We start from the raw sequence: 13,080 nt of genomic DNA, 5'->3' as shown, positions 1-13,080 counted from the left end.
AACAACAGAAGAAACCATGTCGCAATTTTTCTCGATTCACGCCGAAACGCCGCAAGCGCGCTTGATCAAGCAGGCGGCCGATATTATTCGCAGCGGTGGCCTGGTCGTTTACCCGACCGATTCATGCTACGCGCTCGGTTGCTCGCTCGATAATAAGGATGGGCTGGAGCGGATTCGCCGCATTCGCTCGCTCGACGACAAGCATCATTTCACGCTGGCCTGTAGCGATTTGTCGCAATTGGGCAGCTACGCCAAAGTGGATAACCGCACTTTCCGCATGCTCAAGGCGGCGACGCCGGGCAGCTACACCTTTATTTTGCAGGCCACCAAGGAAGTGCCGCGCCGCGTCTGGCATCCGAAAAAGCAGACCGTGGGTCTGCGCGTGCCGGATCATCCGATTGCGCTGGCGCTGCTGGAGGAGTTGGGCGAGCCGATGCTGTCGACCACGCTGCTCTTGCCGGGCGAGGAATACCCGATGACCGACGCGTGGGAGATTCGTGATCGGCTTGAACGCGAGGTCGATCTGGTGATTGAAGGCGGTTATTGCGGCACCGAGCCGACGACGGTGGTCGATTTGTCCGATGATTACCCGCAAGTGCTGCGCGAAGGCAAGGGCGTGTTGACGCCGTTTGGTTTGTAATGGGGTATTGCTCTGTAGATTAGATTTAACATTGCCTACAGAGCAATACCCTGATGATCTTGTTGCTGTGGTTGCGGTCGCTAAAAGGAAAAAATGGAACTCACTCTGATTCAGCAAATCGCCGTCTGGGCTTTGCCGGTGCTGTTTGCGATTACTGCGCACGAAGCCGCGCATGCGTATGCGGCGAAAAAGCTGGGTGATCCCACGGCGTTTTTGCTTGGGCGTATGACGTTTAACCCGCTCAAGCACATTGATCCGGTTGGCACCATTGTGCTGCCGCTGATTTGCCTGCTGATGCCCGGCGGTTTTCTATTTGGCTATGCCAAACCGGTGCCGGTTAATTTTAATGCGCTGCGTAATCCCAAGCGTGATATGCGCTGGGTGGCGGCGGCCGGGCCACTGGCCAATCTGGTGATGGCCATGCTCTGGGCGCTGATCTACCGCTTTGCGCTCTCAGGTCTTGAAGGCAACTCGTTCCAGCTGCCGCTGGCTTTGATGGCCGAGGCCGGGATACAGATCAATGTGATTCTGATGGTGCTCAATCTGCTGCCTTTGCCGCCGCTCGATGGCGGGCGGATTCTGGTTTCCCTGTTGCCCAATCAGCAGGCTGCGCAGGTGTCGCGTATCGAGCCGTATGGCTTTCTGATCCTGATCGGTCTGTTGGTCAGCGGTTTGCTGGGGCAGATTCTGGCGCCCCTGATGCATCTGGTTATGCAGCTGATCGGGCTGATTTTATAAAGCGCGCAAGGAGATTATTCTGATGAAGCAGCGTCCCGGTATTTGGTTGCCTGTGGCTTTGATTGTGATTGGTTCGGGCTGGTTGATGCACCGGCTGGATATTTTCCCTAGCGTGAACTGGATCGTGATTCTGGCCTTGCTGGTCTCCGGTGTGGCGGTTTTATTGCTTGAAGGCATTAATAAATCAACGGTGGTGATTGGCCCCATGCTGATCGCCGGTGGCGTAACGACGTTTATCCAGCAGCAATATGATCTGGCACGCTCGGTGCAAATCCCGATTTTGCTGATTCTGTGCGGCGTGCTGATGCTGCTGGCGCGCTCGGATCTGATTCGCCCGGCGCCAGAAAAGCCGTGGCAGCGCGAGCAGCGAGACAGAGAATCACGGCCACGTCTGGATGAATAATCCTTAGTGCTGATGTCGGATTTTAATATTTAAAGGGTATATTTATGCAGGCCAATGCTAGATTGCCCTGGGGTGATATACCCCTATTTGTTTGGGTTTACTGCGATTTATGCAAACCAGGTTTTGCGGCGCATTGTTTTTATTGGCGAACAATTAGTTCGCCACTTCGGTATTTATTGTGCACAAAGCAAACTGCTAAGATGGGGCTGTTGTTGAGTCCCTGTTTCTTGACTTTGAAGGATAAAAAATGTCTCTGACCCGCTCCGATTTTGATCAATATATGGTTCCCAATTACGCGCCAGCCGATTTTGTACCCGTGCGAGGTGCAGGTAGCCGGGTCTGGGATCAGAACGACAAGGAATACATCGATCTGGCTGGCGGCATTGCCGTTAATTCGCTTGGCCACTGCCATCCGGTGCTGGTGCAGGCGTTGACCGAGCAGGCGAACAAGCTGTGGCATGTTTCCAATGTATTTACCAACGAGCCAGCGCTGGCGCTGGCCAAAAAGCTGGTTGAGGCGACGTTTGCCGACAAGGTATTTTTCTGCAATTCGGGGGCCGAAGCCAACGAAGCCGCGCTGAAATTGGCGCGTCGGGCGGCGATTGAGCGCTTTGGTGAGCACAAGCATCAGGTGCTCTCAACGCTGAACAGCTTTCATGGCCGGACCTTTTTCACCGTGACCGTAGGTGGCCAACCCAAGTATTCCGACGGCTTTGGCCCGAAACCGCAAGGGATTGAATACTTTGAATACAATAACCTCGATAGCCTCAAGGCGCTGATCAACGACAACACCGCGTGTGTAGTGATCGAGCCGATTCAGGGCGAAGGCGGCGTATTGCCAGCCGATCCTGCTTTCCTGCAAGGCGTGCGTGAGCTGTGCGATCAGCACAATGCCTTTTTGATTTTTGACGAAGTGCAAACCGGCATGGGCCGCACCGGCTCGCTGTTTGCGTATCAGGAATATCAGGTTACGCCTGATATTCTGACTAGCGCTAAGAGTCTGGGCGGCGGTTTTCCGATCGGTGCGATGCTGACCACAGCCGACATTGCCAAGCATCTGGTCGCCGGGACACACGGCACCACTTACGGGGGCAATCCGCTGGCGTGCGCGGTAGCAGGGGCGGTGCTCGATGTGATCAACACGCCAGAAGTATTGGCCGGTGTGCGCGCCAAGCATCAGCAGCTCAAATCAGGCGTTGAGGCGCTGAATGCCAAATACGGCGTATTCAAAGCGGTGCGCGGCATGGGTTTGCTGATGGGCTGCGTGCTGGCGGATCAATACAAGGATCGCGCCAAAGACGTACTCAACGCGGCTGCAGCGCAGGGCTTGATGGTGCTGATGGCAGGCACCAATGTGGTGCGTTTTGCGCCGTCACTGGTGATTAGCGATGAAGAAATCGCCACCGCATTAGCACGGCTGGATCTGGCACTGGCTACTTTAAGCGCTTGAATGTCTAGGCTCGGCTTTGCCGAGACTTAAAAATCCTGATTTTCACCTAGTCAGCACCCTGAACCCGCCTTAATGGCGGGTTTTTTATAACTTGTGGCAGATTTTGCTGCGCAGCGAATGCATCTTGAGGTAGACAGTTCAATAAGGGTTTTCCACGTAAGGGAAAAACACAGTGTTCCGCGCAACAGCAAACAGGTAATTTGCGTGAATACCGAACTGTAACGGTAAAATTCACATCGATCTGATATGGATTGCACATAAAACGGTCAGCACGAACACATGTTAGGGCTGAATCGTACTTATAAACCTCCTCAAGGGTGGCTAGCGTGGATATCTTTTTACAACAACTGATTAATGGCCTGGTGGTCGGCAGCATTTATGCGCTGATTGCACTGGGCTATACGATGGTGTACGGCATTATGCAGCTGATCAATTTTGCCCACGGCGAAATTGTGATGATTGGTGCCATGGTGACGATTACCTGCATTAATTTGCTCGTCGGCGCTGGCGTGCAATTACCCGGCCCGGCTTTGCTGCTGGCTGGCCTGATGATGGCGATTCCGGTGTCGATGTTTCTGGGCTACTCAATCGAAAAGATTGCTTACCAGCCTTTGCGCAAAGCGCCACGTCTTGCGCCGCTGATTACCGCAATTGGCGTGTCGATTGTGCTGCAACAGGCGGCAATGCTGATCTGGGGCCGCAATTACCGTCCGTTTCCGCCGATTCTACCGTCTGAAGTGCATATTATCGGCGGCGCGGCGATTACCGATTTGCAGATCGCCATTATCGTGCTGGCGCTGCTGCTGATGGGCGGTCTGTTTTTTATGATCGAGAAAACCAAACTCGGTCGTGCCATGCGCGCGACGTCGCAAAACCCGGAAGTGGCCAAACTGATGGGCGTGAACGTCAATACCATTGTGTCGATGACCTTTGTGATTGGCTCGGCGCTCGGTGCGATGGCCGGTGTGATGGTCGCAGCCAATTATGATCAGGCCCACGCGTATATGGGCTTTATGATCGGGCTGAAAGCGTTTACGGCGGCGGTACTGGGCGGGATTGGCAATATCGGTGGTGCGGTACTGGGCGGTATTTTGCTCGGTATTATCGAAAGCCTGGGGTCGGGTTACCTGGGTGATTTGACTGGCGGTGTTTTGGGCAGCCATTACAAAGACATTTTTGCCTTTGTTGTGCTGATTATTGTTCTGGTATTCCGTCCGTCCGGCTTGCTGGGCGAGCGTGTGGCTGAACGCGCTTAACCGGAGATCACGACAATGAATGCATTACTGATGGAAAACAATCGCAAAAACACCATCTTGCTGGCGGTATTGGCCGTTGTGCTGGCGGTGCTGCCTTGGGCGCTGGGTGGTTTTTTTGAAAACGGCAATTCATGGCTGCGCGCGGTCGATTTTGCCTTGCTCTATATCATGCTGGCGCTGGGGCTTAATATCGTTGTTGGCTACGCCGGTTTGCTCGATCTGGGCTATATCGCGTTTTATGCGGTTGGTGCTTACCTGTTTGCCATCCTTAATTCGCCACACTTGCAGGCGGTATTGCCCGCCTGGCTGAGTCATCCGCCATTTCTGGTGATGATGATTCTGGCGGCGGTGGTTGCCGGGATTTTTGGTGTGCTACTCGGTTCGCCCACGCTGAAACTGCGTGGTGATTATCTGGCGATTGTCACGCTGGGTTTTGGCGAAATCGTACGTATTTTTATGAACAATCTGGATCGCCCGGTCAATATCACCAATGGCCCGCAAGGTATCAATAATATCGATCCAGTGCAGATTGGCGGTTATGACTTTGGTCGTCCAATCGAGTTTCTGGGCCTGACTTTTGAAAAAATCCATCTGTATTACTATCTGATTCTGGCGTTTTGCGTGCTGATCATCTTTGTTTCGGTCCGTTTGCAAAATTCACGAATCGGCCGGGCCTGGGTGGCCATCCGCGAGGATGAAATTGCTGCCAATGCCATGGGTATCAATACGCGCAATGTCAAACTGCTGGCATTCGCGATGGGTGCCAGCTTTGGCGGTGTATCCGGCGCGCTGTTTGCCAGCTTCCAGGGCTTTGTATCGCCTGAATCGTTTGTGCTAATGGAGTCGATCATGGTCTTGTGCATGGTCGTGCTCGGCGGGATGGGTAATATCCCCGGCGTGATTCTGGGCGCGATTATTGTGTCGATTACCCCCGAATTGCTGCGCGATATTATCAATCCGTTGCAAATGGCGATTGCTGGCAAGCGGGTTGTTGATCCGGAAAACCTGCGCATGCTGATTTTCGGTCTGGCGATGATTGTCATTATGCTGGTGCGCCCGGCAGGCCTGTGGCCGTCCAAGCGCCGCCGTGCCGAACTGAAACCGAAGACTAAAGACATTGCCCTGCAAGAAAAAGACAGCTTGCAAGATGCGGAGCGCAATCATGACTGAAGTGTTGTTAAGTATTGAAGGGATCAACAAGCGTTTTGGTGGCCTGCACGCACTGAGCGGCGTGGGGCTGACGATCAATAAAGGTGAAATTTATGGCCTGATCGGCCCCAATGGGGCGGGCAAAACGACGCTGTTTAATGTGCTGACCGGGCTTTATCAGCCGGACGAGGGCAAATTTACTTTTCAGGGCAAAGATCTGTTCCGCAAAAAACCCAATGTAGTGGTCGAGTCGGGGATTGCGCGGACATTCCAGAATATTCGCCTGTTTGCCAATATGAGCGCGCTGGAAAACGTAATGGTTGGCCAGCATGTCCGCACCAAAACTGGCGTGCTGGGCGCGGTGCTGCGCCATCCGAAAGCCAAGGCTGAAGAGGAGGCGATTCGTCTTAAATCCGAAGGTCTGCTGGCCTATGTTGGCATTGCCGACCGCGCTGAAGAGCTGGCGCGCAATCTGTCGTATGGTGATCAGCGCCGCCTGGAAATCGCCCGGGCGCTGGCCACCAATCCGACGCTGTTGGCGCTGGACGAGCCTGCGGCCGGGATGAATCCGAAAGAAACGGACGACTTGAAAAAGCTGATGGAAAAAATCCGCGCCGATGGCGTGACCATTTTGCTGATCGAGCACGATGTCAAATTGATGATGGGCTTGTGTGACCGGATTGCGGTGCTCGATTACGGCAAGAAAATCGCCGAAGGCGTGCCAGAGCAAGTGAAAAATGATCCCCGCGTGATCGAAGCCTACCTTGGAGTTGCGCCCGAATGAGTACCTTATTGGAAGTTAAAGATCTGAAAGTTGCCTACGGTGGCATTCATGCAGTCAAAGGCATTGATCTGGAAGTGAAGCAAGGCGAGCTGGTGGCGCTGATCGGGGCCAATGGTGCTGGCAAAACCACCACGCTGAAAACGCTGATGGGCATGGTCAAGCCCGCTGGTGGCGACATTGTCTTTGATGGCAAATCTACGGCCAAGCTGGCTGCGCACGATTATGTGAAGCAGGGCCTGGTGATGGTGCCAGAAGGGCGTGGTATTTTTAGCCGCCTGACGGTAGAAGAAAATCTGCTGATGGGTGCCTACAGCCGGAACGACAAAGCTGACATCCTGCACGATATGGAACGCGTTTATCACCTGTTTCCGCGCTTAAAAGAGCGCTACAAACAGCTGGCTGGTACGCTCTCTGGTGGCGAGCAGCAAATGGTGGCCATTGGCCGCGCCATGCTGAGCCGCCCCAAATTGCTCTTGCTGGACGAGCCATCTATGGGTCTGGCGCCGATTATCGTGCAGAAGATTTTTGAAATCATCAAAATGATCGCTGCCGAAGGCGTTACCATGCTGCTGGTCGAGCAAAATGCCAAGTTGGCTTTGCAAACCGCAGATCGCGGCTATGTGATGGAGTCGGGCAAAGTCACCTTTAGTGACAAAGCCTCGGCCCTGCTGGCGAACGAAAAAGTGCAGCAAGCCTATCTGGGCGAGTAAAGGCACCGACGAGCAAAATGCCACGTCCCTGATATTCAGGGCATGGCATTTTTTACTTCATCATTTCGGTCATCACGCCACAGGCAATGCGTGGCCCGGAATTACCTGCTGGCTGGCTCGTGTAATCGTCTGGGTTGGCGTGGATGACAACAGCCCGCCCAATGATGGAATGGTCTGTTTCCGGGTCAAGGCTAAAATCCATTAGCATCATTTCTACCTTTACCTGACCTTTGGCATCGGTTTTCAGGTTGGCCAGATCACCCAGATGATGCTCGCCATCATGCTGGCCATGCCTCATTTTGCCCGGGTTAAAATGCCCGCCGGCACTGCTAAAGTCGCTTTTGCTGCAGTCGCCGGTTTCATGAATGTGAAAACCGTGTTCGCTATTGGGTTTGAGCCCGGAAATCTTGCCCTTGAGCATCAGATGGCCATCCATTTGATGCACCATCAACATGCCCATGACTTGCTGATCTTGAGCCGATTTAAAATGCGTACCGTATTTGGGCCCATGCTCCATCATGTCCATGGAATGACTGCCGCTCTGGGTTGTACATCCACCCAACAACACGATAAACAATGAAAGGCAAAGAGGTTTGATCATGGCGCAACTCCTGCTTAGAGAGGTTTAAGCCTAAGTTTGCGTGTGGATTGCGCAATACCTCATTGATCGATGGGTTGATAAAAGGTCATAAAAAAACCCTGCCGAAGCAGGGTTTGAAAGCTCGATAGCGCTTGAATTACGCACTCAGTCCATTATGGCGCAGCAGCGCGTCGATCGCTGGCGCGCGGCCACGGAAGGCGGCGAACGATTCGGCCGCCGGGCGTGAGCCACCGACAGCGAGGATTTCCTTGCGGAAACGCGCACCCACGGCCGGATTAACAACGCTGCTGCCTGTTTGGTCTGCCGCTTCTTCAAATGCTGCGTAAGCGTCGGCGCTTAGCACTTCGGCCCATTTATAGCTGTAGTAGCCCGCCGCATAGCCGCCAGCAAAAATATGGCTAAACGATTGCGGGAAACGGTTGTATTCCGGCGGCAAAGGCAGCGCCAATTCTTGCTGCACCGCTTGCGCAAAGGCCGTCAGATCGCCTGCAGAAATCGCTTCGGATTTCTGATGCAGCGCCATGTCGAAAATCGAGAAATACAGCTGGCGTTGCAGGCCCGAGCCGCTGTGGAAGTTTTTCGCTGCCAGCATTTTGTCGAACAGACTACGGGGTAAGGACAAGGAGGTCTCGATGTGCTTAGTCAAAGCGGGCAATACCTGCCATTCCCAGCAGAAGTTCTCCATAAACTGGCTAGGCAATTCAACTGCATCCCACTCGACGCCGCTGATGCCAGAAACTTCCAATTCATCGACTTCGGTCAGCAAGTGATGCAGCGCGTGGCCTATTTCATGGAACAAGGTAATCACATCGTCGTGCGGCAGCATGGCGTCTTTGCCATCGACGCCGCTGGCGAAGTTGCACACAATCAGCGCCACCGGCGTTTGTACAGAACCATCGGCGCGCAGCTTGCGGCCGCGCACATCGTTCATCCATGCACCGCCTTGCTTGCCTTCGCGCGCGTGCAAGTCCATATACAGGCCGCCAACCAGCGAACCGTCATTATTTTTTAGCTCGAAATATTGCACATCATCGTGCCAGACTGGCGCTTGCGCAGGGACAAATTGCAGACCATACAGCTCGGAAATCAGCTTGAACAGGCCTTTGAGTACCGTCGGCTCGGTGAAATATTGCTTCACTTCCTGCTCGCTAAACGAGTATTTCTGCTCGCGCAGGCGCTCCGACACCAGTGCAACGTCCCACGCTTCAAGCTTTTCAATGCCAAATTCGGCCTTGGCAAAGCTTGCCAGCTCGGCACGGTCTTCCAACATAAACGGCTTGGCGCGCTCGGCCAGATCTTTGAGAAAGGTGATCACTTGCTCGGGGCTATCGGCCATTTTGGTGATCAATGACGTTTCACCAAAATTTGCATGGCCAAGCAGCGTGGCGCTTTCCTGGCGCAAGGCGAGGATTTCGGGAATCAGCACGCCGTTGTCCCACTCGGTTTTGCCAAACTCGGACGCTCGCGTTGAATAGGCTTTATACAATTGCTCGCGCAGCGCGCGGTTTTGTACGTATTGCATCACCGGCAAATAACTTGGCATTTTAAGCGTGATTTTATATTGGCCTTCTTCACCATCAGCGGCCGCTTGCGCCGCTGCGGCGGCCAGATTGTCGTCGGGCAGCCCTGCCAACTCATCGCCGCTCACATACAGCGCGAAATCATCGGTGGCATCCAGAACGTTCTGTGAGAACCGCGTCGTTAACTCGGACAATTTTTCTTCAATTTCCTTGAAGCGCTGTTTCTGCTCCGCTGGTAATTCGGCACCCGAGAGCACAAAGCCGCGAATCGCGTCGTCGATAATCACTTTGCGCGTTGGATTGAGCTGCGCGTATTCGCGCTCTTTCACCGCTTTGTACAGCGCATACAGTTTCTCGTTCTGCCCCAGCTCGGTAAAGAAGTTGGAAATGCGCGGGATGTTGCTGTTATATGCATCACGCAACTCAGGCGTATTCACCACCGACTCCAGATGACCAATCACGCCCCAGGCGCGGCCCAGATGTTCGAGCGGCTCTTCGAGTACGGCAAGCGCATCCCAGCTTGGTTCGCTGATCTGCTCGGCCGCTGCAATCGCGGCCGCGGCGTTTTCCAGTAGGGTATCGAGCGCTGGGTTAATGTGCTCGGGCTTTACTGCCGCATACTGGGGTAGGGTAGAAAAGTCGAGCAGCGGATTGTTTTCTGTGGTCGTGGTCATGGTTGCTCTCAGGTAGAATCGCATTGATCAGATGCAATTTAAATGGGCGCTTGCGCGACTAATTTCAAGGTAGCGAGACAGATTATGGCAATTGAACAATTCGACGGCATTGCGCCACAAATCGGCGATGGTGCCTGGGTGCACGCACAGGCGAGTGTGATTGGCGAAGTGAAACTCGGCAGCAATGTGTCGATCTGGCCGGGTGCGGTGCTGCGTGGCGACGTGAATCATATCCATATCGGCGCCGATTCGAATGTGCAGGATTGCAGCGTGCTGCACACCACGCACAAACGCGCCGACGATCCGCTAGGTGCGCCGCTGGTGATTGGCGAGCGCGTCACGATTGGTCATGGCGTGATGCTGCACGGCTGTACGATTGGCAATGAATGCCTGATCGGGATGGGAACGATTGTGCTCGATCGTGTCGTGATTGAAGATCATGTGATGATCGGTGCCGGATCGCTGGTGCCTCCCGGTAAAGTACTTAAATCCGGCCATCTGTATATGGGGCGTCCGGCCAAGGAAGTGCGCGCACTGACGGCAGAAGAAATCGCACACTTTAATTACTCAGCAGCGCATTATGTGCGGCTGATGAGCAAATATCGAGATGCGATTTAATCTGCGCTGCGCAATTGGAGCCCGATTGAAAGTTGTGTAGGGTGCACTGAGCGTAGCGAATTTCACCTAATGGGTATTGCTTTCAGGAGTAATGTTGGTCTGCTCTGTAGCGCTATACCGTGGTATATATATAAAGGGGATGTATGGTTAAACGCAGTTTGAAAAGTGTATTGAGTACCTGGCTGGCCGGATTATTGGCGCTGTTACCGTTAATGGTGACCGTGTCGCTACTGGCCTGGGCGCTGAATCTGCTCAATAGCTATATCGGCCCGAGTAGTCTGGTGGGGCGCTTGTTTGCATTTTTTGGTCAATCGTTTGTCAAAAACCCGGTCTTGCAATATCTGGCGGGGACTTTGCTGCTGATTGGCGCGATTTATCTGCTGGGCATTGTGGTGCAATCCAGGCTCAAAAAGCCGCTGGCCGGATTGGTTGATCGCACGGTGCGCCGCATCCCGGTGATTGGCAGTTTGTATAATCTGGCGGATCGCTTTGTCGGCCTGCTCGATCAAAAGCAGGATGCCGATATTGGTGCGATGAGCCCGGTGTGGTGTGTCTTTGGTGGCGACGGTATTGCCGTGCTGGCGCTGATGCCCAACCCCGAGCCGGTGGATATTGAAGGGCGTGAATATCAGGTGATACTGGTGCCCACCGCGCCCGTACCGATTGGCGGTGGTTTGCTCTATGTGCCCAAGGAATGGATACGCCCGGCCAATATTGGCGTCGATAAGCTGACCAGCATTTATGTTTCGATGGGCATTACGCCACCGCCGAATCTGGCGAAAATGGCGCAGGGCCAGCCGGTGATGGTGCCCCAGCACAAGCAGGCTGAATCACAAGAGATCAATGTATAATCGCAGCTACACAGTCCACCGAGGTTTACCATGAACGCTAAAATCAAACGCCTGAGCAAACGTCAGCAAAAACGTTACCTGCTGCGCGAAGCCGAAAAAGTCTTGCAAAATCTGCTGATTGCCAATAAATCTCTGCCTAGCGCCGAGCAGTTGGAGCAAGCGGTGTCGGTGCGTTACAACGAGATTCTGATCAAGTCATAATCCGTCGGCAATCCAGATTGGTGCCCGCCCAAGCCCTGCACTGCAGGGCTTTTTTATCGGCGAGACTGCTTTCTGAGCTGATTCGGGAGAAAAATCGATGTACTTTCCGCCACAATGGTTGAATGATTTATTGCCCTCGGCGGTGGATAAACCCACGCAGCACGATGTGGCCGCCACGCTGATTTTTATGGTCTTGCTGGTGATTGCGCGAGCCCTGGTCAAGCGCTCGGTACTGAGACGTACCGATCTGAGCGTTGAGGTTAAACGCCGCTGGCTGGTGACTTTGCGCAATATGTGGCTGCTGCTGTTTCTGGCCGGTTTGCTGTTTATCTGGGGGCGCGAGCTGCAAACGCTAGCCGTGTCGCTGGTCGCCATTGCCGCCGCGCTGGTGCTGGCCACCAAAGAAATGATTATGTGTCTGATGGGCTCGATCTACCGCACCAGCACGCACGCGTTTAGCGTGGGCGATCGCATCGAGTTTAATAAACTCAAGGGGCAGGTGGTCGATACCAATGTGCTGTCGTTTACGGTGGCCGAATCAAGCTATGCCAGCGCCCAGCAGGGTACTGTGGGGCGCGTGGTGACGATCCCCAATAGTCTGTTGCTGGCCAATCCGGTGTTTAATGAAACGCGGTTGGGGCAGTTTGTGATGCACACCGTCCATGTGCGTATTGCCCGCGATGACGACTGGCAGGCAGCCGAATCCGTTTTGCTTGCAGCTGGCCAGCAGGCCATTGTGAGCTACGAGCAGGAGCTGGCCTTGCACGCGCAAGAGCAGCAAAACATGCAGGTGCTCAATGCCCTAGTGCTTGAGCCCCGCGTCAGAATCGATCTGGAAGAGCTCGACTCGATTGCCTTCCAGTTGCAATTGCCAGTACCGCTAGGCCAGCGCGCCAAAGTCGAGCAGGCCGTCTTGCGCGAGTTTTTACGACAGCAGTCTCCGCAATCGGCTGGAATTACTCAGCCTGAACCGCTTTCGGAGTCTCGATGAATTTGATCTCATTTCGGCCTGAATTGCAGAATAAGGTAGAAGAATTCCTGCAATTTGTGCAGGCTCATCGAGGGTGCACGCTTGATCGGGCTAATTTACCCGCAGATATTAAGCATATTCAGGCAAGCTATCAGCATGACGGCGGGGATTTCTGGCTGCTACTGGAAAATGCATCCATCATTGGTTGTATTGCTGTCAGGATTATTGACCAGAACGCATGTGTTGGTGAGATAAAACGCTATTTCGTCTTGCCATCGCACCAGCGCCAAGGGCTTGGTGGTGCATTGATAGCTCATGCGATTGGTTTTGCAAAATTATCCGGCCTCAAAAAGATCAGACTGGACAGCATGAAGCAGTCAACGGCTGCATTGGCCATATTTAGGAAGCATGGCTTTTATGAAATTCCCAAATACAATGACAATCCCGTCGCAGAAGTTTTCATGGAAAAATGCATGGCGGATTCTGTGTGAGCTGTCATGATCGCTAACCTGCCG

General features: G+C 53.8%; 15 protein-coding genes. 13 read left to right on the top strand and 2 right to left on the bottom strand.

Annotated elements, in window-relative coordinates:
• Positions 1-16 precede the first annotated feature (16 nt).
• From ABHF33_RS00485 to ABHF33_RS00450, 8 genes are all read left to right on the top strand, one after another.
• Positions 17-640, top strand: a complete 624-nt coding sequence (locus tag ABHF33_RS00485) for an L-threonylcarbamoyladenylate synthase (RefSeq protein WP_348945126.1) — start codon at positions 17-19, stop codon at positions 638-640.
• 93 nt (positions 641-733) lie between these two features.
• On the top strand, positions 734-1,378 hold the full coding sequence (locus ABHF33_RS00480; RefSeq protein ID WP_348945125.1) for a site-2 protease family protein: 645 nt from the start codon (positions 734-736) through the stop codon (positions 1,376-1,378).
• 22 nt (positions 1,379-1,400) lie between these two features.
• Positions 1,401-1,781 carry a hypothetical protein gene (locus tag ABHF33_RS00475; protein ID WP_348945124.1) on the top strand — a complete coding sequence of 127 codons (381 nt, stop codon included), beginning with the start codon at positions 1,401-1,403 and terminating at the stop codon, positions 1,779-1,781.
• Positions 1,782-2,028: 247 nt separating this feature from the next.
• The gene (locus ABHF33_RS00470) at positions 2,029-3,231 is read left to right on the top strand and encodes an aspartate aminotransferase family protein (protein ID WP_348945123.1); all 1,203 of its coding nucleotides are present in this window, start codon (positions 2,029-2,031) and stop codon (positions 3,229-3,231) included.
• A 326-nt stretch (positions 3,232-3,557) separates the two neighbouring features.
• On the top strand, positions 3,558-4,487 hold the full coding sequence (locus ABHF33_RS00465) for a branched-chain amino acid ABC transporter permease (RefSeq protein ID WP_348945122.1): 930 nt from the start codon (positions 3,558-3,560) through the stop codon (positions 4,485-4,487).
• Positions 4,488-4,502: 15 nt separating this feature from the next.
• Positions 4,503-5,657 (top strand): branched-chain amino acid ABC transporter permease, encoded by a 1,155-nt coding sequence (locus ABHF33_RS00460; RefSeq protein ID WP_157314722.1) that lies wholly within the window; start codon positions 4,503-4,505, stop codon positions 5,655-5,657.
• Positions 5,650-6,420, top strand: a complete 771-nt coding sequence (locus tag ABHF33_RS00455; protein ID WP_348945121.1) for an ABC transporter ATP-binding protein — start codon at positions 5,650-5,652, stop codon at positions 6,418-6,420. Before ABHF33_RS00460 ends, ABHF33_RS00455 begins: the two co-directional genes overlap by 8 nt.
• On the top strand, positions 6,417-7,130 hold the full coding sequence (locus ABHF33_RS00450; RefSeq protein WP_348945120.1) for an ABC transporter ATP-binding protein: 714 nt from the start codon (positions 6,417-6,419) through the stop codon (positions 7,128-7,130). Before ABHF33_RS00455 ends, ABHF33_RS00450 begins: the two co-directional genes overlap by 4 nt.
• A 52-nt stretch (positions 7,131-7,182) precedes the next feature.
• Here the strand turns inward: ABHF33_RS00450 and ABHF33_RS00445 are convergent, their stop codons facing one another.
• Together ABHF33_RS00445 and ABHF33_RS00440 are read right to left on the bottom strand one after the other, a co-directional pair.
• Complete coding sequence (locus tag ABHF33_RS00445; RefSeq protein ID WP_348945119.1) at positions 7,183-7,731, bottom strand: superoxide dismutase family protein; 549 nt, start codon at positions 7,729-7,731, stop codon at positions 7,183-7,185.
• Between the two features lie 136 nt (positions 7,732-7,867).
• Positions 7,868-9,925 carry a M3 family metallopeptidase gene (locus tag ABHF33_RS00440; RefSeq protein WP_348945118.1) on the bottom strand — a complete coding sequence of 686 codons (2,058 nt, stop codon included), beginning with the start codon at positions 9,923-9,925 and terminating at the stop codon, positions 7,868-7,870.
• Positions 9,926-10,006: 81 nt separating this feature from the next.
• On the opposite strand from ABHF33_RS00440, the gene ABHF33_RS00435 reads away from it, so the two are divergent.
• From ABHF33_RS00435 to ABHF33_RS00415, 5 genes are all read left to right on the top strand, one after another.
• Complete coding sequence (locus ABHF33_RS00435; RefSeq protein ID WP_432803989.1) at positions 10,007-10,543, top strand: gamma carbonic anhydrase family protein; 537 nt, start codon at positions 10,007-10,009, stop codon at positions 10,541-10,543.
• Between the two features lie 143 nt (positions 10,544-10,686).
• Positions 10,687-11,394, top strand: coding sequence for a DUF502 domain-containing protein (locus tag ABHF33_RS00430; RefSeq protein WP_348945116.1), 708 nt, complete (start codon positions 10,687-10,689; stop codon positions 11,392-11,394).
• A 30-nt stretch (positions 11,395-11,424) separates the two neighbouring features.
• Entirely contained in the window at positions 11,425-11,595 is a 171-nt protein-coding gene (locus ABHF33_RS00425; RefSeq protein WP_157314728.1) for a hypothetical protein, read from the top strand.
• A gap of 97 nt (positions 11,596-11,692) precedes the next feature.
• Positions 11,693-12,586 (top strand): mechanosensitive ion channel family protein, encoded by an 894-nt coding sequence (locus tag ABHF33_RS00420; protein ID WP_348945115.1) that lies wholly within the window; start codon positions 11,693-11,695, stop codon positions 12,584-12,586.
• The gene (locus ABHF33_RS00415; RefSeq protein ID WP_348945114.1) at positions 12,583-13,056 is read left to right on the top strand and encodes a GNAT family N-acetyltransferase; all 474 of its coding nucleotides are present in this window, start codon (positions 12,583-12,585) and stop codon (positions 13,054-13,056) included. Before ABHF33_RS00420 ends, ABHF33_RS00415 begins: the two co-directional genes overlap by 4 nt.
• Positions 13,057-13,080 lie beyond the last annotated feature (24 nt).

It is taken from the genome of Chitinibacter sp. FCG-7 (assembly GCF_040047665.1).
Taxonomy (GTDB): Bacteria; Pseudomonadota; Gammaproteobacteria; order Burkholderiales; family Chitinibacteraceae; genus Chitinibacter; species Chitinibacter mangrovi.
The sequence above is the reverse complement of the archived record's forward strand: the minus strand, read 5'-3'. Positions and strand labels throughout refer to the sequence as shown.

Bases quoted from the DNA above. Each gene is read 5' to 3' on its own strand.
- ABHF33_RS00420 (WP_348945115.1), top strand. From the start codon at position 11,693: ATGTACTTTCCGCCACAATGGTTGAATGATTTATTGCCCTCGGCGGTG.
- ABHF33_RS00475 (WP_348945124.1), top strand. From the start codon at position 1,401: ATGAAGCAGCGTCCCGGTATTTGGTTGCCTGTGGCTTTGATTGTGATT.
- ABHF33_RS00450 (WP_348945120.1), top strand. From the start codon at position 6,417: ATGAGTACCTTATTGGAAGTTAAAGATCTGAAAGTTGCCTACGGTGGC.
- ABHF33_RS00415 (WP_348945114.1), top strand. From the start codon at position 12,583: ATGAATTTGATCTCATTTCGGCCTGAATTGCAGAATAAGGTAGAAGAA.
- ABHF33_RS00455 (WP_348945121.1), top strand. From the start codon at position 5,650: ATGACTGAAGTGTTGTTAAGTATTGAAGGGATCAACAAGCGTTTTGGT.
- ABHF33_RS00440 (WP_348945118.1), bottom strand. From the start codon at position 9,925: ATGACCACGACCACAGAAAACAATCCGCTGCTCGACTTTTCTACCCTA.
- ABHF33_RS00470 (WP_348945123.1), top strand. From the start codon at position 2,029: ATGTCTCTGACCCGCTCCGATTTTGATCAATATATGGTTCCCAATTAC.
- ABHF33_RS00480 (WP_348945125.1), top strand. From the start codon at position 734: ATGGAACTCACTCTGATTCAGCAAATCGCCGTCTGGGCTTTGCCGGTG.
- ABHF33_RS00425 (WP_157314728.1), top strand. From the start codon at position 11,425: ATGAACGCTAAAATCAAACGCCTGAGCAAACGTCAGCAAAAACGTTAC.
- ABHF33_RS00445 (WP_348945119.1), bottom strand. From the start codon at position 7,731: ATGATCAAACCTCTTTGCCTTTCATTGTTTATCGTGTTGTTGGGTGGA.
- ABHF33_RS00485 (WP_348945126.1), top strand. From the start codon at position 17: ATGTCGCAATTTTTCTCGATTCACGCCGAAACGCCGCAAGCGCGCTTG.
- ABHF33_RS00430 (WP_348945116.1), top strand. From the start codon at position 10,687: ATGGTTAAACGCAGTTTGAAAAGTGTATTGAGTACCTGGCTGGCCGGA.
- ABHF33_RS00460 (WP_157314722.1), top strand. From the start codon at position 4,503: ATGAATGCATTACTGATGGAAAACAATCGCAAAAACACCATCTTGCTG.